The following is a 17,058-nucleotide window of genomic DNA, read 5'->3' on the forward strand; positions in this document are numbered from 1 at the left end:
TAGGGTCTAGACCCTCTGGATGAAGTGTCAATTAACTAGATAAACAACCCTATCCTGACACATTTTGCCCCCTTTCCTGCTGTCCGTTTTTGGTATACCCAAAATAGACATCAGGGGTCAGTTAGAGATGAACATCTACAATCGTATTTGGAAGAATTCACCTTTCGATTTAACCGGCGAACATCACAAAGTCGTGGCCTGCTTTTCGGCGACTACTTGAACAGGCCGTTGTTACTGGCCCAATAATTGAAAGTGAAATTGCACATGGATTTGATTGGAGCCACCACAAAATATAGTGGGTGGAGGCGCAAGCTGACTACCCCCTTAAATTAAATAAACTATTTTGTGTATAAAATCCACCATATTTTGTAAGTACATTTGTTTGCGCTGTACTGACGATATATATTATATGGTGCTTTAATTCCGACATTTACACATATTTAGGCTTGTTACGCCTTTCCGCAAATCTTTGCGGTCTCCCAAGTTTATGCAAAAATGATCAACTTGACCTTGTCAGCGTGTTTTTAGTTGGGGTTACCACAAAGAAATGAAGGGAAACTACGATTTTGAACTATCAAACAACTCGAAATTATAGTCTTCGCCGTTGCGGCGTGTCTTACTTACTAGATTGTGGTATTGTTCATTTCATACTGTTCGTTATAACAGAAATTTTATGGCATTAACCGCTGCACCAATTGCAAGCACAATCAGCGTGCGCGCAACCCTTGACATGCTCGATGGCCCCTTTTCAGCAATGGCAGAAGGTATATCCCAGGACCTCTATGCTCTATGGCTCGGGTCCGGCATATCTTTTGGTCGTGTGCCAGGACTTCAGCAAGTCGTAAAGCGTGTTCTACAGTTTTTGCAGGAGCAGGTTGTCCCAGGCGATCCCAATTGTCGTTTCCGAAAAGCCCTAGTTACGGTGCTCGGACTAGCCAACCCATCTGCGGACGAGATCACTAGAACTGATATGGAGCGGCCTGTTGAAGATTGGCCTGACCTTTTTGCATTTACCGGTCGGCTTGTCAACAGCTACGCCCGAATGCTTGATGTCTCCGTCGATGGTGAAGATTCTGATTTCCTTCTGTGGGCGGGAATTGATGTGCCGGAAACCTACGCGAATCCTTCAACAACACCTGACGCTGAACATCTTTGCCTAGCCTTGCTGGTGGCGGAGGGTGTGGCCTCCGACATCGCTAGTGCGAACTGGGACGACTTGGTCGAAAAGGCTGTATCCGAATTGGGCAATGGAGCAGCATTGTCAGTGCTAGTTAGGTCAGAGGATACACGAGGCGTTCAAGAAAGGTCGCGACTTTATAAGTTTCACGGATGTGCTGTTCGAGCTGGACGTGATGCCACCAATTACCGTAACAAACTGGTTGCTCGCCAATCGCAGATCAACGGGTGGGCATACGCATTGGAGAATGCCATCATCGTTGATCGGTTAGTTCTTTTGGCGACGACCAAGCGTACTTTAATGGTCGGGCTGTCTGCACAGGATAGCAATATTCAAGGCGTGTTTGCGAAGGCTCAAACACGTATGGAATGGCCATGGCCCTCCCCTGAACTTGCCTGCGTCTTTTCGGCGAACGAACTTGGCATCGATCATCTTGGGCTGCTTCAAAATGTTTACCAGGGTGCATTCTCGGCAGCGAGTAAAAACTCTATATGCGAAGAGGCGCTGTTCAGAGCCTATGCAAAGCCGCTTTTAATTGCTATTGTGCTCCATGTCCTCTTCACTAAGCTCTCCGCGCTTGCGTCAATCGCACCAGGAGTGCTAAATGAGGTGGGGCGAAAAGAGATTGGTGCAGGCATTGTTGCGCTTCGAAACGTCGTAGGCGAACTGGTCGAGGGTGTTGGCCACGAGCTGTTTGTGCGCGAGTTGGTCGCACAAAGCGCAAGGGCATTATCGCTATTTCGAGACGGCAGAGTACCAGCGCTAGGATCGCATTCCTATTATCCGCTATCTCGCGAGAATGTAAATACCACCATGAACGACCCTACTCTCCCAGCATCTGGCTTGCGGGAAATGGCTGTCGGCGTGGGTCTGGTGGGCATGGGGTTGCGTGCTGGTCAATGGTCGCTTAAATCGACTGATCGTGCCGACATAAAGAGTGGAACATTGTGCATCAAAACGGCTGCCCATGCTGCGCACCTATTCTTTGTTGCTAATACTCATACGGCTCTATGTCTTCACTATAATGGACATGTAACTGCTGATGACAATGCCGTAATTGTTCACAGCTTAGAAATACCGCCGATGTTAACACGTTCGCCGTGTAGTGCACCTGGACGAACGGGTAAAATGGTGTTGCGTGAGGTTAGCATTACAGAGTTAATGGGCGAGTCTGAGGATGTTGCGGCTCTTTTTAAACGCTTTCGAGAGGAAACCGCCCTGTGACTGCAACAACACCAGTAGAAAAAGTGGCTGAAGTTTTAAGTGCAGCTAATTTTCGACGCGTTACGACTCCTTTGAGCTTAGCAGGAATCCAATTCGATATCCCGGCCGCGTTCGTTGGAACAGGCACATCGTCAGATCTTATCCTTTTGGTTGATACAGCCTTCGATACAGAGAAACGTATCCAGCAAAAAGTCGAAGGTATCGCGCGAGCGCTAGACTCGATCGGATCAATGCGGCCACTGACAACAGTCATTACGGGTCCTCGACCACTAAGATTGGTTATCGATGCAATGTCGCGCGTATGCAGGGTATTGGCTCTAGGTGTGTCGATTGATGCTAACCAAGACGCTGATATTCTTAACTGGCTAGCCGTCTTACTACCACTGAAATTGCCAGAACCAAGCGATGTGGCGGAGGGCGCAGCGGCGGAGTTCGCGAGCGCCGGTGCCGCTGATCCGGTGACGAAGGCCCTTATCGAAGCATCAAGTCAGGGTGCCGAGGAGGTAGAGCGCTGTTTGAGCATGCTAATTTCTAAACCTCTGGATGATATTGCCGCAGGACACGAAATATGATGCCTCGCCTGAAGTCTATAACGGTTACGGATTTTCGAAGCATACGTGGTTCGGTGTCTGTAGAGCTTGATGCGCCTGTCGTACTAATTCATGGACAAAATGGCGCAGGTAAGACGAGTATCCTTTCGGCTATTGAACTTGGCCTAACAGGCGCAGTGCATTCACTCAGTCGTGGTGGTGACACTGATTATATAGCCCATCTCCCGCACAAGTCAGGAAATCAAGGTCGAGTTGCGCTGACTGTCGATGGACTTGATGGTCGGAGTCAGACAGCGGATTTAATAGTAACGAGCAGCGGCATCCAAAATAGACATTTGCTGGAGGTGGAGCTTAGTCGATTTTTTACTGAGCGATGCTATCTCGCCCAATCCACGCTTGGCCGATTGTTGGAAATTTATCAGCACCAAGACCAAAAACGCAAGAATGACTCAGCTTTGACGAAATTCGTTAAGGATTTACTGGGACTGGATCAATTAGAGGCACTAATTGATGGACTGCATTCTGCAGGCCACGTGACTCGTCTGCGCTTGCTTGCTCCAAGTTATTGGGCCGCTAGTAAAGACGACATTCCTAGGATTGAGAGGGAATTGTTCAAATTTGAGGCGGAGCAAACACAGATTGATACAACTATCGCCAGTTCTCGACTTCGAGTGCAGCAATATTTTGCCGCACGATATCCTGACAATCCCAGCGCTGCGACAACGCCTGAAACTGCTTTACAGTTTGTCCTAGACGATCAGGAAGAAGCTCAACTACAGATAATTGCTCGGGCTCGCCGAGATCTACAAGCCTCAGCAGCACAGTGGAGCTTACTGGTGCAAAACACGCTGGCTGTAGAACGAGCCTCAGTCGAGGCAGAAGAGGGTGAAGCCCGCGCGACACTTGATGCTTGGCGTCACGCCACCGGCAAAGCGCTAGAGACAATTCACCAGGAGATTTTGCCCATCTTCCCAGATATCCCATCTCCGTCTGTAGGCGATCCAGAGCTTGCCCGGTCTGTCGCACATCAGGCCATTGATACAGAACTTCAGCGCATAATATCCCTCCTCGCTCGTGACGCGGTTGATGTGGCAAGGTTGTCTGAGCTTAATCAGAGTATTGAGCGGGGCAAGGCACGAACTTCGGTGCTTGACAACCAGATTGCTGAAAGCGCCGGTTTAACCACGGGGTTGGCCCAGTTATTGGCTCAGCTCGTCTCCCATATACAAACAGAGGATTGTCCAGTATGTGGGCGAGATTACAGCGAAATCTCGTCATCACCGTTGCAAGCGCATGTTTCCGAACGCATTGCCTCGCTCACCGCGCAAGCTGGACGACTTCAAGCATTAGCTACTGACAAGGCTCAGACAGCAGGCCTTGTAACAGCGGCTGAGCGCGAACATGCAGAGATACTCAACCGTAAACTTACTCCGGAACTGCGTGATCAAATGAAGACCCGGCGGGCAAGATTTGAAGAGCTGAAGGCCAAACTTCAAGGCTTAGAGAGAGCTACATCTGAAGGCGTCGCGCTGCAACACCGAGCCTCGATGGCGTTGCAGCGCCTAAGCGATTTCCGTAGCCGCGACGAGCGCTCCACCTCGCTTCGTTTATCTGTGGGGGAAATTGCGCAAAAACTGCGCCAACCCATTCCCGGTACAGCGGAACCGCTTGAAGTGGTGCTGAGGCGGCTTTTAGAGTATACCGAAGCTCAGGAGCGTCTAACTTTAGACCGGCAGCGCACCCGTCTCGAGGTGAACAACGACATAAAAGCCTGGCAATCCGCTGAGATTCGCCGAATTGAGATTAACGAGCTTATTACAAAGATAGAAAATCGTTTACAACAACTACAAACTGCAAAGACGGAGGCTGATCGATGCCTTGAGTTGGCAAAAGATTTAGGCCGCCAAGCGCGTGAAGCGCGGGCGGCAATCGTTAGGCGCGTTTTCAACGAAGAATTAAATAGGGTGTGGAGTGATCTTTTTATTCGACTAGCTCCAGAAGAGCCATTTGTACCTGCATTTGCGTTGCCGGATAAGTCAGGTGGTTCTGTAGAAGCCGTACTCGAAACGCTTTACCGGGCAGGCGGAAAAGGTGGAAACCCACTTGCGATGCTTAGTGCGGGAAATCTCAACACTGCGGCTCTAACGCTGTTTCTTTCGTTACATCTTTCGGTTAGGCCATCGCTGCCATGGCTTATCATTGACGATCCTGTTCAGAGTATGGACGAGGTTCACATATCTCAATTCGCAGCCCTTTTACGCACGCTGGCAAAGCAGCATGGACGCCAGCTAGTGGTTGCCGTTCACGAAAGGCAACTGTTTGATTATCTATCGTTGGAGCTTAGCCCAGCTTTTCCAGATGACCGGCTTATAACTATTGAGCTTGGTCGGGCTGCAGACGGAACGACAATAGCCGTTTATGAGCCAAAAATATATATTCCAGATCGAGCTATCGCGGCTTAATTTACACAATAAAAAGGCCTCTTTTTCTATGTGGTCTAAATTTTAACTAATAGTCCCAATTTTCATGCCTAACCGGTAACCGGTTCAACTCTTCCTTGTAGAATCGCCATTTTGGGATGAACTGATCCATGAATATTATGAAACGGCTGTTATGAGTGGGCTCCAAGAGGTGGGTCATCTCATGCACGACGATGTACTCCAGGCATTCGGGTGGCTTCTTGGCCAGATCGGTATTGAGCCGGATGCTGTTTGAGTGTGGGCTACAACTGCCCCACTTCGTTTTCATCCGTTGCACAAAAAACCTTTCCACCTTGACACCCATAAGCGGCTCCCATTTTGCGATGAACAGCGGGACGGCTTCTTTTAGTTGCTCGCGATACCAGGCTTCAAGAATTTCTTGTTTTCTGCCGTCACTGGTGGCGGGGCGAATCTGAAGGAACATCTTGTTGTGCTTTAGCTCGATTTCCGGCGCAGTGTCTTTTTCAATCACTTTGAGCAGGTAGCGATTTCCCCAAACGTAATGACTTTCGCGGTCAAGATATTCCCGTGGCGTTTCACGCGCTTGTTCGCGTAGCTTTTGCTGCTGCCGCTTAATCCAATCGAGCTTGGTAATGGCAAACACACGGATAGTGTCAATGTCCATGCGTAACGGCGCTGAAATGCGTACCTTGCCAGCCGGTGGATACACACTTAAATGGATATTCTTGATGTCCTTCTGCACGACATCCACGGCAATATCACCAAGATCGAAATGGGTAACCATCAGTATTCGTTTTGTGCCTTGATGATTAAGAAAATACGCTCCACCTCATCAACATTTTGCAATACGCCATAAAGTGCTGCTTTGATGACCTGTTCACGCGTTTGAATGCCACGCCAGCCGTCGGGTCGAGTGCGCTTAATTGTTTCGTCAATCTTGATAGCCAACTCTTCATTCTGCTTAAGGTTGTTATACAGCGCACGACGACCAGGGGTATTTAACGTCTGTGGCGTGTCAGCATTCTGACCCGCTCCCACCTTGTTCGCCAACTCGGCAATCTTTTTTAAGTATTCTTCATACTCAATGGCCTTGGCTTTGCGCTCATCAATAAGTTCGTTAAGCAGTGCAGACATCTTGTCGTAAAAAGCCGGGTCATTCAGGTGTTCCTTGATGATCTTGCTGCGGACATTGTTCTCAATGGTTTCTGCAACAGCATCCTTATTGCCCTTAAGTCCATTTGGCAGGCTGTTTATCGCATTGGCAATGCCCGTTTTGACAATCAACTCCAGCAAAGGCATGTCGTCGAAAGGCGAAATCTTCCTTGGCTCATCGGCTTCGATATAGGTGTCAATCAGGTGCCGCATATCCGCCTCGTAAGCTTTCAGGTCGAGGTTTTCACCACTCGCGTTACGAATGATCTCCCGTAGCTTCAGATATTGATCCAGTCTCTGATTAATGCGCTTGATCTCGGCATCACTGTAACCCGCTTTAACCAATTCATCGGTTATATTGGCATAAGCCCGCACTAAAGCGACAGTGGCTTTATAAAGTGCCGCACGTTGCGGTTCATGCGCTTTCAAGTCGTCTGGAATCTCAGTATTGCCGCAGAAATAATGGATATGCTCCAGTTCACCTTTGGGTGGCGCTACGGGCTCGCACAGCAGAGCAACGGCTTCCAGTGCATTATCTAGCCGCTCCCGTCCTTTGGTCAGGCGGTCTTGCAGCATAATCTCGGGATCGGCACCGCCAGCGCTATGGTCTAGTTCTGAGGTATAAACGGCAATCGCGTTCTCCACCTTCTTGAACAAATCTTTGTAATCGACAATATAGCCATAATCCTTGTCCTCGCCATCTAACCGGTTGGTACGGCAAATAGCCTGAAACAACCCGTGATCCTGCATACTCTTGTCGATATAGAGATAAGTACAGCTCGGCGCATCAAAGCCAGTCAGCAACTTGTCTACGACAACCAACAGTTTCATGTTGGCAGGTTGTTCCTTGAACAATTTCTTGGCATTGTCCTCGTAAGTCTCGGTCTTGGATTTACCTGGCAGTGCTTCCACGTTTTTTAGCAATGCGGTATAGGTGTTGTAGATAAATTGCCTGTCTGTTTCCGTATTTGCGCCGGTGTCTTCCAAGGTAATGTCTTGCGCCTGCGGGTTATAAGAGGTGACAACCGCGCACTTACCTTTAAAGACTGTTTTCTGGAACTGCTCGAAATACTTGCAAGCCTCATAGATGCTTGCTGCTACCAGGATGGCATTGCCCCGTGCGTTATTCAGGCGGGGCTTGACGCTAAAGTCGAAGATAATGTCTTCCACCACCCGATCCATCCGTGACCTTGAACTGAGCACCTTCTGCATCGTGCCCCATTGTTCACGCAGGGCGGCCTTCTGCCAATCATTGAGCGCTTTGGTTTTCACCTCAAACCATGCGTCTATCTTATCCTGTGAGCCCAAATGCTGGTCAATATCCCGGGCCTCATACACGAGGTCGAGTATCACCTCATCTTCCACCGCCTCGCTAAATTTGTAGGTGTGGATGTAGCCGCCAAAGGTTTCAAGGCTGGTGGCCTTATCCTGTTTGAGCAAAGGCGTACCGGTAAAGCCGATAAACACCGCATTAGGCATCAGTGCCTTCATGGTGCGGTGCAACTTGCCGCTTTGGGTGCGGTGGCATTCATCGACAAACACGAAAATCTCGCCCACCGTCCGGCAGGGCTGGGCTTCCAGTTCCTTGATGAACTGTTCAAAGTCCTCCACTCCCCTTTTGCCGAACTTATGGACTAGCGAGCAGAGCAAACGCGGCTTGGCTTGGCCGAGTTGGGTCATCAGGTCGCGTCCGCTGTTGGCACGGGTCATGGTATGGCCCGCAGCAATGAAAACGCCTTCGATCTGTTTATCCAGTTCGTCGCGGTCGGTGACTATCACCACGCGGGCGTTAGGCTTGTTCTCCAGTATCCATTTGGCCAGCAACACCATGACGATGCTCTTGCCGCTGCCCTGGGTGTGCCAGATAATGCCGCCCTCGCGGCGATGAATATAATCCTGTGCCGCCTTGATGCCGAAATACTGGTGCGCACGGGGCAACTTTTTCACGCCGCCATCAAACAACACAAAGTCGTGCATTAGTTCGATAAGCCGTGCCTTATTGCATAGCTTGAGCAGGTATTTATCCAGCTTGAAGTGGCTATTGTCCTCTTCGTCTTCTTTCCATTTCAGGAAATACTTTTCCGCTGTTTTGATAGCACCGTATTGCAAGCCCTCAGAATCATTGCCAGCGAAGATCAACTGCACCGTGCTGAAAAACCACTCGTTGAACTCCGGTTGTTGATTAGATATGTTCTGGCGGATACCGTCGCCGATCGATATACGGCTATTCTTCAGCTCGATCACAGCCACGGCAATACCGTTGACGTATAGTACCAAATCAGGCCTACGCTTGGTGTTGCCGTGGAGGGTGACTTCTTCGGCAATGGCGAAATCATTCTGTGCGGGGTCATCCCAATTGATGAGATTAATCGTTTCGTTGTTTTCACCCGCCGCCGCCTGCACCTGCACACCGAAACGCAGCAGGCTGTATATCGCCTTATTGTTGTCGTAGAGGCTGCGATTGGGGTTGCCTGCCTCGGTGCGAAGCCGGTCAAGTGTACGACTGATCTGTGCCGAGCTGTAACCGTTCTTGCTTAGAAAATCTGTGAGAAGTCCTTCCTCGACATTGCTGTTGCCCTTGCCATCAAACCCAGTGCGGTCAGACCAATCGCCAAGATAGCGATAGCCTAATTCATCGCGGAACAGGGCGATGACACGGTTTTGTGTTGCGCGTTCAGGTTGGCCGACAGTGCTCATGGATTAACGCCTATCTTGTCCACTACCGCGTGTTTAAACCAGTTTGGCATCCGCCCGGATTTCAGTTCCATACAGTGTCCGTCGGTAATTTCGGCCACCAAAACTTGTTGTTGTCCGGAATTGTCGAAGATATAAGCGCGGTTGGAATAACCAATCGCCTCTTTCAGTAAAGCTAACGAACGATGATAGCGGCTGACGATTTTGTCTTCCGGCACGGGATGCCCGCCCATTTTTACCCGATAACGAACCCGTGAGATATTAATGTCAGGGTCTTCGGTAGCGACATAATATAAGTAAGTTCGGTAGCCATACTGCTGCGCCTTTTTCAAGAAAGCCACTTTGTCGGGCGATGACATGACGGTCTCAAAGGTAAAACTTACCCGCGTTAACAGTAGTTTTTGTCGGATAAAATCCGCCGCCACTGAAGCAAAGTAGGCATTGACCGAAACCTCAAAAAAACACAGCTTGTCATCGCTAAAGCGCAATGCATCCGCCTCGTCTAGTAAGTCGGCTTTTTCCAACAACGTCGATTGCTGGAAAAACGTCAAAATCTCTTTTTCTGTTGTACGGACACGATAACTCGCCAAATCGAGAAAATCGCCCCGTTCACGAATAGTTTTCTCAATCTCATCGGGGTTGATATACACCCCCAACAATTCAGGACGGATCACCGCGTTAATCGTACTTTTTCCGGAACCATTAGGGCCTGCGAACATCCGCAAGCGCGGGATGGCATCACTCATGACAATTCCAAGCGTTGCCCTGCCGTTACAGCGGTTTGCGGCTTCAGTTGTTTAAGCACTTTGCGGGTGCCGTCAGGGAATATTTCGACCAACGCACCTTCTTCAGATATAAGTACGCTGCTGCCGGTTGCCAATGCTTGCCAATACGCCTGCTTTACGGCGGCATCGGCCAAGATGGGAATATGTTCTTCTAAAAAGCGCATGCTTTCTTCAGTCATGCTCATTAGTCACCTCGTAAGGTTTAAAGTAAAGTTGAATCATAGCAGCCTGATCCTTCCTGTGAGCAGGTTGTGCATCATGCCCTGTTTGAGTGATCGGGTTTTGGCGAGTTTGGCTTCTAGGGCGGTGATTTCGGTGTCCATGTCCGAGAGGATATTGGCGATGGCGGTTTGTTCGGGAAGTGGAGGACAATTGAAATCAATGTTTTCAATTCTTGATGCGCTTAGACTTGGTACACCTGATGCCTCATTATAACTACGCCAATTGATGGTATTGAATTTATAAAAGATGAACTTTGTATCTGCGTCGAGTGAAATTTCTGTGAAAAATAAAGTGTCAATTGTCCAAAACGGAGTGTCGATAAACTGAGGGACGTCGATCGTCCCTTTTCTACCAATGAGAACCGAAGGTTTGTCGTATAGATAATCGTTTGTACGCCCAATTTCACCGCCACTTGCAAGGATCGGATATTTCCCATCAGCAAGGACGATGTCATGTTGGCTTTTGCCGTGACGAACTTTCAACACATCCCCTAACCTCTTCACCTCCCACTCCCCACTAAACTCCGGCAGACGTTTTTTGCCGGTAAGCAGTTCCTGCATGGCACCTTGTTTGATGTGGCGTTTTTTGGTTATGAGTTGCTCAAGGGATTCGATAAGGGCATCCGCATCACTCAATGCCTCGGCAATAGCTTCTTGTTCGGCTTTGGTGGGCGGGAGTGGAATTGGCATTTTCGCAATCATTTCTCGCCGAACAGAATCTACGGACGACTTTGCTGTCATCTGCATTATCCTGTTGTAAAAGTGATTGCTAAAATAGAGATAGAAGTAATATCCGTTTATACGTTCGCTGAAACCACTCATGCGATAGACGCGTTGATGAGCATCAAATTTACCATTAATATAGTGGAACACCTTTCCAGTTCCAACCCCATCACCAGCAGTAAGCACGGCTTCCCCATCGAATGAATAACTATTGATCCGCTCGACGGTTTGAGATCTCACGAAGAATGGGTATTGACCATCAGCTTCACGATCTTGGGTATTTTTGCTCCCAGTGGTGATATGGGCGATATTATCTATGAAATCTAAGTCCCAATCCTCCGGAATCACCCCGACCTCTGTCTGTTTGTATCTTGGCTTCAGTTCGACACTCATTGCTCCGCCTCCCGTAATACCAATACCAGATCAATGAGTGTGTAAGCTTTTTTCTTATTGATTAGGCTAACGTGTACAAAAAATGGCGGTTTTAATGATATGTTTTGCTTATGCGCACAAGAAAAGGTGGTTTTTTGGGTATCTCTTGCGATCATGCACACCATTGCCCTTTTATTGTGTGCACTGATCATGCGACTACCTTTCCTGCGCTCAAGCCGCACCGTGTGTGAGCCATCGAATTTGCACTCATGTTGACGATTCAGGGTTACGGGCTGATTCAAGCAATCGCTGCCAATCTGCTTCGGAAGGTAACCGATCTTTATATTCTTTCGGTAGTTTTGGATAGAGCTGGTAAGTGGCTACGCCGATCGCATTCGCTTTGGACTTCAAGCTGAATTCGACTTCCAATTGGTCCCGCTCCGCGCACAAAATGATGCCAATAGAGGGATTCTCGTCCGGCGCGCGCACTTTATCATTCAACACTTCCAAATAGAAATCCATCTTGCCCGCATATTCGGGGCGAAAGCGCCCCATCTTGAGTTCGACCGCAACCAAACAATTCAGGAATCGGTGATAAAACAGCAGGTCAAGGAAATATTCGTTCTCACCCAAGGTAAGGCGATATTGGCTACCCATAAAGCAAAACCCATAGCCCAGTTCAATCATAAAGTCTTTGAGCCTGGCGATGAGCCGTTTCTCCAGCTCACGTTCATGTACGGCTTGGTTTATGCCCAGAAATTCCAAGCTATATCGACTTTTCATGGCTTCATCTGCTTGCTCGGCCAAATGCTGCGGTAGCGCCGTCTGAAAGTTGTGGGTCTTGTCTTGCAAACTGGCTTGGTAGGCATTGGCCTTAATTTGGTTAAGTAGGACGTTACGAGTCCAACCCAGCTTGGCGGTCGCTTCCAAATAGTAACGGCGTTCCGCTTCATCTTTTAGCTTTTGAAAGACCAGGATGTTTTGTCCCCAGGGAATTTCTGCGACAAGCTGTCGCAGAAATTCGGGTGCGTTGGCATAGGTTTCATAGAAACGCTTGATGTCCCACAGGTTACGCGATGAAAAACCGGTCATGTCGGGGAATTCATTGCGCAAATCAGCGGATAGCTGATCGACAACCGCGTGACCCCAACCCAAATCTTCTTGCCGCTCCACAATCATCTTCCCCAGCGACCAGTAAAGCCCGATGAGGCTGCGGTTAACTGCGCGTACAGCACCGATGCGGCTTTGGGCAACCTGCTTTTTAATGTCGTGCAGGAAATCCTGATAACGGCTGTTGGGTTGTGGCGTGATGGTGCTCATAATGTAAAGCCCATTTTTTGCAGGTGCGCATCCACTTTCGCGCTGAGCTTTGCAACGGATTCCGTCAATAAGGGTAGTGGGGATTCATAACGTTCGGCCAACTCTTTAACGCGCTGGGTCAGCGTTTGGCTGATGCGATCCATTTCGCCGTGGATAGCGGCACTGATGGCGGTAAGCCATTTGTCTTCCACCACCAGCATCTTGATCTCGGCCTCGGTGAGTGCGGGGTATTTGTTGTAAGCCAATGCATCTAGTGCGGCCTCGGCTTCTTTCAGAGCTTTTTTGAGATCGGTCTCTTGGGCGTTCAGTTTCAACCATAAGCTGAGGGCATCCGCCTCTTCTTTGGCTTCTTGGTCGCCTTTGATTTCTTTCAACCTAGCGCTAATGTTGGCTTTGTTAACCTTATCCAGTTCAGAGAATGCACCTTCTTCGCCACTGTGTTCTTCTTCCAGTTCGGTTATTTGGGCGCTGATACTTTCCAGCTTTGCTTCCTGCTCACGGATGGTTGTTTGCTGTGCTTGGAAGTAGCGGTTGACGATAACTTGCTTGGGTACGAGGTCGCAAGTCCAGCCTTTGTCGATTTCCTTGATAGTTTTGCCGTCCTTGTTTTTCTTGGCCTCTATGATCCGGTAGGTTGTAGCCTTCCAGCCATCGGCGGCAATCAGGTAACAATCGTCCTGCATGGTCGTAGACCAGTAGTCCATGAGGTGCTGATAGACATCGTATTTATTTATCAGCGGCTTGCCGGTGTAATGAGCAAGTAATTCTTCGGCGAGCTGGGCGATGACGGTCTTGGGGTGGCAGTCTACTTCTAGGCTTCTAAGTGTTACGGTGCTGTGCTGCTGCCAATCAGCAAACAAGGCATTCATGCTCTCGATGAAAGTGACGAACTCTGGATGTTCGTAAATAGTGGGTTTGATGGCTTGTTTGGAACCGGCCAAATCAAGGTAGCCGGGACGGTTGGCTTTAAACAGGGTTTCCCGAAGTTGTGGACAAACTTCCCAATACGACTGCAAGGCATCCACATCTGTGCCGGGAATGCCGCCCTTCAGGTGTCCCTCAATGTCCTGGATATCTTCAGCTTGTTGGCTGTCGATATAGCGCGGGATGTTGAGGTTGAACTCATTCTTTTCAATTTCTTCAACGCTGACCATACGTGAGTATTTGGCAATCTCGAGCCGTTTGTTGAAAACATCGACAATCTGGTGGATGTCCATATCACGCAAGCGGTTCTTGTTACCGTCTTTCATATAGCCGCTGCTGGCATCAACCATAAAAATGCCTTTACGGGTGTGGGCGTTTTCTTTATCAATCACGATGATGCAAGCGGGAATGCCTGTACCGTAGAACAAGTTGGCTGGCAAGCCGATAATGCCCTTGATGTAGCCCTGTCGAATAAGGTTTTTGCGGATGTCGGCCTCGGCATTACCCCGAAACAAAACACCATGTGGCAGAATACACGCACCTTTGCCGGTACTTTTTAGTGAACGGACGATGTGCAGTAAATAGGCGTAATCGCCTTGCTTGGCTGGCGGCGTTCCGAAATGCTGGAAACGCTCGTGTGGGTCGTTGAGCGGATCGATACCCGTGCTCCAGCGTTTGTCGCTGAACGGCGGATTGGCGACCACATAGTCAAACGTCTTGATCTGGCCGTTATCACTGGTAAATAACGGATTAGCCAATGTGTTACCTTGCCTTATCAAGGCTGTCGGGTTGTCATGCAGGATCATGTTCATGCGAGCCAAGCCGGAAGTGGCGGCATCTTTTTCCTGCCCGTAAAGCGTTACCTTGGCATGGGCTTCGTCGCCCACTTTCAGCAACAGCGATCCTGAGCCGCAGGTAGGGTCATAAACGGTGGTGTCATTGGTTGTGTTCGCATCGCGGATACCAATAATCTGCGCGATGACGCGGCTAACTTCGGCAGGCGTGTAAAACTGACCTTTGCTCTTACCACTTTCGGTGGCGAAGTGGCGCATCAGGTATTCGTAAGCATCACCAAGAATGTCGTCGCCTTCCGCGCGGTTCTTGCTGAAGTCGAGCGCCTTATTTTCAAATATCGAGATGAGGTTGGTGAGCCGCTCTACAATTTCCTGTCCGCTGCCTAGCTTGCTCGGGTCATTGAAGTCGGGCATGTCGGACAATTTGTTGGCATTGGCAAGCGGTGCAATGATCTTTTTGTTGATCTGGTCGCCGATGTCTGGCTTGCCCTTGAGCGCGACCATACCCTTAAAGCTGGCCCCTTCGGGAATGGTGATCGGGGCGTATGGAACGCCGTCATATTTATCGCTGACGTATTTGACAAACAGCAGGACGAGGACGTAATCCTTGTACTGGCTGGCATCCATGCCACCACGCAATTCGTCGCAAGATGACCAAAGCGATGAGTAAAGCTCCGATTTTTTTATCGCCATGTAGTCGTGCCCTTGTTAATTACCTAAATGGAAGCAAATAAATATATATTGATGTTGCGTATACGGATAGAGCAAGTCTAGCATTTTGGGTAGAAATAATGCTTCGGCTATTGTTTATTGTTCTTGTTGGATCGTTTGATTCTGCTGGATAGGCGCAACCTTATAAATTGTCGTGCGTGACACTTTAAAGCGGCGGGCAATCGTGCTAACCGGAATTTTACTATCATCTATCAACGTTTTAATTTCACTTATCTGCTGGGCATTCAACTTCGGTTTTCGGCCACCCAACCTGCCCCGCGCACGGGCGGCAGCAAGACCGGCATGGGTGCGTTCGCGTATCAGATTTCGCTCAAACTCAGCCAATGCAGCGAAAACATGGAACACTAACTTACCTGACGCGCTGACTGTCTCTATTTTCTCAGTAACACTCTCGAAGCCAATGCCTTTCTGCTCCAATTCGGCCACAATTCGTACCAAATCAGGCAAATTGCGGCCTAACCTATCCAAACGCCACACGATAAGTGTATCACCCGGTTGAAGCAACTTGCAGCATTGGTCAAGTTCTGGTCGAACAACGGACTTACCGCTGGCGGTTTCTTCAAAAATAACCGAGCACCCAGCCCGTTTAAGGGCATCCCTCTGCATGTCGAGGTTTTGGTCATCTGTCGAAACGCGGGCGTATCCGATGCGTTGATTCATTAACAATTGAGCGAAATTGAAAAATTGACGGGAATTTTAACACTTGAGCCTATAAAAATATGCAAAATAGCTCCTTCCACCCCAAAAAAACATCTGCTTGGACTTAACCGTGGGACTGAAGGCACAAATTTGCCGAGCGGATCATTAACGACGCAGCTTGCAACAACGGTATTGAAGTTATTTATTTTGGTATTTCATCATTTTATCTAATGTTTTGGCGTTTCGATGCCGCTAATATAAGTATCGTTTTTGTGGAGATTTTAGAAATTAGACTAATGGTTCATTTTGTCCCGTCCCAACACAGCAAAAATAGCGAAAACCAACGTGCCACGTTATCATTCAGTACTGGCCGTCCCTTGTGGCAGAAGATGCCTAACCAATCTTACAGAAAGGAATTAGCTAATGCCTGATCGAAAACTGATTTTGTTATTAGTCGTTGCAACCATTGCTTGCTTCATTACAGGCGTGATAACCACTCCTGAGAAAAAATATGATCTACTAATCAATTCATTGAGTGTGGGATTCGTCATTAGCGCGATATTCTATTTTATAGTTGTATATCTTCCTGAGTACCAGAAAAAAGGCCGTGTTTTCAGGAGCATGGAGAGACAATACAAAGTTTTTAAACAATCTTGTATTCTAACATTTCTTATTTTGAGTAACTCCCAAGAATACGAGCACAGAGAAATGCTTTTGGATCAAGAGGAATTCAAGCGTTACTTCAAAAATAATAATATAAACAATGAAAACAGATGGGATGCCGTAGCAAATGGCATCCAACGTAACGAGTATTATTTAAACGAAATCTTATATGAACTTAGATTACTTAATGATGAAATAAAGTTCGTTAGAAATACCATAGACATACATGATGAAGATGTTTTTCAGTTCCTAAATAAACTATCACAAATAATACACAGAATGGAATCAACAAAACCGGATTATGATGAAATTAAGTCCTTCTGCCGATTTCTTTGGGAACTATTTACCGGCTGGAGCTTTGTTGATGGATATAGAAAAACAGACTTAATTAACGATATGATTCAGCGTCTCAAATAGAAAATAACACAAATCTGCACACTTTGTTTTGGCTCCGAGCATGGCGTAAAGATGACTAGATATTTCGGCACGAAATACCTAATGCTTGTATCAGAATCTGAAAAAATATTACTTAACCAGACTGTTCACCAAACGACCGTTTGCGAGACATTTAGCTCTAGATCAGGTTGCTTGTTACATTTCTGCGGAAAAAACGAAATATCGGCCAACCTCTTAAAGATTTAAAGGC

14 protein-coding genes and 1 pseudogene are annotated in these 17,058 nt (G+C 48.2%); 6 read left to right on the forward strand and 9 right to left on the reverse strand.

Annotated elements, in window-relative coordinates; all coding sequences use genetic code 11:
• Positions 1-108: 108 nt before the first annotated feature.
• From ABL924_RS14645 to ABL924_RS14660, 4 genes and pseudogenes are all read left to right on the forward strand, one after another.
• Positions 109-296: pseudogene (locus ABL924_RS14645) on the forward strand (IS1595 family transposase); the annotation flags it as partial.
• A gap of 377 nt (positions 297-673) precedes the next feature.
• Entirely contained in the window at positions 674-2,401 is a 1,728-nt protein-coding gene (locus tag ABL924_RS14650; protein WP_349027840.1) for an SIR2 family protein, read from the forward strand.
• Positions 2,398-2,973 (forward strand): hypothetical protein, encoded by a 576-nt coding sequence (locus ABL924_RS14655; protein WP_349027841.1) that lies wholly within the window; start codon positions 2,398-2,400, stop codon positions 2,971-2,973. The genes ABL924_RS14650 and ABL924_RS14655 overlap by 4 nt, the downstream gene beginning before the upstream one ends.
• Entirely contained in the window at positions 2,970-5,414 is a 2,445-nt protein-coding gene (locus ABL924_RS14660; RefSeq protein WP_349027842.1) for an AAA family ATPase, read from the forward strand. Before ABL924_RS14655 ends, ABL924_RS14660 begins: the two co-directional genes overlap by 4 nt.
• A gap of 46 nt (positions 5,415-5,460) precedes the next feature.
• Here ABL924_RS14660 and ABL924_RS14665 read toward each other — a convergent pair whose 3' ends face one another.
• From ABL924_RS14665 to ABL924_RS14705, 9 genes are all read right to left on the reverse strand, one after another.
• Positions 5,461-6,177: a SprT family zinc-dependent metalloprotease gene (locus ABL924_RS14665; RefSeq protein ID WP_349027843.1), complete on the reverse strand. Its 717-nt coding sequence runs from the start codon at positions 6,175-6,177 to the stop codon at positions 5,461-5,463.
• A complete protein-coding gene (locus ABL924_RS14670) occupies positions 6,177-9,242 on the reverse strand; it encodes an HsdR family type I site-specific deoxyribonuclease (protein ID WP_349027844.1) in 3,066 nt (1,021 codons plus the stop codon). Before ABL924_RS14670 ends, ABL924_RS14665 begins: the two co-directional genes overlap by 1 nt.
• Positions 9,239-9,985 carry a zeta toxin family protein gene (locus ABL924_RS14675; RefSeq protein WP_349027845.1) on the reverse strand — a complete coding sequence of 249 codons (747 nt, stop codon included), beginning with the start codon at positions 9,983-9,985 and terminating at the stop codon, positions 9,239-9,241. The genes ABL924_RS14670 and ABL924_RS14675 overlap by 4 nt, the downstream gene beginning before the upstream one ends.
• Positions 9,982-10,209: a hypothetical protein gene (locus ABL924_RS14680; RefSeq protein WP_349027846.1), complete on the reverse strand. Its 228-nt coding sequence runs from the start codon at positions 10,207-10,209 to the stop codon at positions 9,982-9,984. Before ABL924_RS14680 ends, ABL924_RS14675 begins: the two co-directional genes overlap by 4 nt.
• A gap of 33 nt (positions 10,210-10,242) precedes the next feature.
• Positions 10,243-11,361: a restriction endonuclease subunit S gene (locus ABL924_RS14685; protein WP_349027847.1), complete on the reverse strand. Its 1,119-nt coding sequence runs from the start codon at positions 11,359-11,361 to the stop codon at positions 10,243-10,245.
• On the reverse strand, positions 11,358-11,552 hold the full coding sequence (locus ABL924_RS14690; RefSeq protein WP_349027848.1) for a hypothetical protein: 195 nt from the start codon (positions 11,550-11,552) through the stop codon (positions 11,358-11,360). The genes ABL924_RS14685 and ABL924_RS14690 overlap by 4 nt, the downstream gene beginning before the upstream one ends.
• A 55-nt stretch (positions 11,553-11,607) precedes the next feature.
• On the reverse strand, positions 11,608-12,660 hold the full coding sequence (locus ABL924_RS14695) for a PDDEXK nuclease domain-containing protein (protein WP_349027849.1): 1,053 nt from the start codon (positions 12,658-12,660) through the stop codon (positions 11,608-11,610).
• Positions 12,657-15,071 carry a type I restriction-modification system subunit M gene (locus ABL924_RS14700; protein WP_349027850.1) on the reverse strand — a complete coding sequence of 805 codons (2,415 nt, stop codon included), beginning with the start codon at positions 15,069-15,071 and terminating at the stop codon, positions 12,657-12,659. The genes ABL924_RS14695 and ABL924_RS14700 overlap by 4 nt, the downstream gene beginning before the upstream one ends.
• 114 nt (positions 15,072-15,185) lie before the next feature.
• Positions 15,186-15,770, reverse strand: a complete 585-nt coding sequence (locus tag ABL924_RS14705) for a recombinase family protein (protein WP_349027851.1) — start codon at positions 15,768-15,770, stop codon at positions 15,186-15,188.
• Between the two features lie 6 nt (positions 15,771-15,776).
• On the opposite strand from ABL924_RS14705, the gene ABL924_RS14710 reads away from it, so the two are divergent.
• A complete protein-coding gene (locus ABL924_RS14710) occupies positions 15,777-15,980 on the forward strand; it encodes a hypothetical protein (protein WP_349027852.1) in 204 nt (67 codons plus the stop codon).
• A 192-nt stretch (positions 15,981-16,172) separates the two neighbouring features.
• Positions 16,173-16,829 (forward strand): hypothetical protein, encoded by a 657-nt coding sequence (locus ABL924_RS14715; RefSeq protein ID WP_349027853.1) that lies wholly within the window; start codon positions 16,173-16,175, stop codon positions 16,827-16,829.
• Positions 16,830-17,058 lie beyond the last annotated feature (229 nt).

The sequence above is a fragment of the Methyloglobulus sp. genome (assembly GCF_040079455.1).
Taxonomy (GTDB): Bacteria; Pseudomonadota; Gammaproteobacteria; order Methylococcales; family Methylomonadaceae; genus Methyloglobulus.

Coding starts and splice junctions, on each gene's coding strand:
- ABL924_RS14650 (WP_349027840.1), top strand. CDS start 674: ATGGCATTAACCGCTGCACCAATTGCAAGCACAATCAGCGTGCGCGCA.
- ABL924_RS14660 (WP_349027842.1), top strand. CDS start 2,970: ATGATGCCTCGCCTGAAGTCTATAACGGTTACGGATTTTCGAAGCATA.
- ABL924_RS14665 (WP_349027843.1), bottom strand. CDS start 6,177: ATGGTTACCCATTTCGATCTTGGTGATATTGCCGTGGATGTCGTGCAG.
- ABL924_RS14670 (WP_349027844.1), bottom strand. CDS start 9,242: ATGAGCACTGTCGGCCAACCTGAACGCGCAACACAAAACCGTGTCATC.
- ABL924_RS14675 (WP_349027845.1), bottom strand. CDS start 9,985: ATGAGTGATGCCATCCCGCGCTTGCGGATGTTCGCAGGCCCTAATGGT.
- ABL924_RS14680 (WP_349027846.1), bottom strand. CDS start 10,209: ATGAGCATGACTGAAGAAAGCATGCGCTTTTTAGAAGAACATATTCCC.
- ABL924_RS14685 (WP_349027847.1), bottom strand. CDS start 11,361: ATGAGTGTCGAACTGAAGCCAAGATACAAACAGACAGAGGTCGGGGTG.
- ABL924_RS14690 (WP_349027848.1), bottom strand. CDS start 11,552: ATGATCAGTGCACACAATAAAAGGGCAATGGTGTGCATGATCGCAAGA.
- ABL924_RS14695 (WP_349027849.1), bottom strand. CDS start 12,660: ATGAGCACCATCACGCCACAACCCAACAGCCGTTATCAGGATTTCCTG.
- ABL924_RS14700 (WP_349027850.1), bottom strand. CDS start 15,071: ATGGCGATAAAAAAATCGGAGCTTTACTCATCGCTTTGGTCATCTTGC.
- ABL924_RS14705 (WP_349027851.1), bottom strand. CDS start 15,770: ATGAATCAACGCATCGGATACGCCCGCGTTTCGACAGATGACCAAAAC.
- ABL924_RS14715 (WP_349027853.1), top strand. CDS start 16,173: ATGCCTGATCGAAAACTGATTTTGTTATTAGTCGTTGCAACCATTGCT.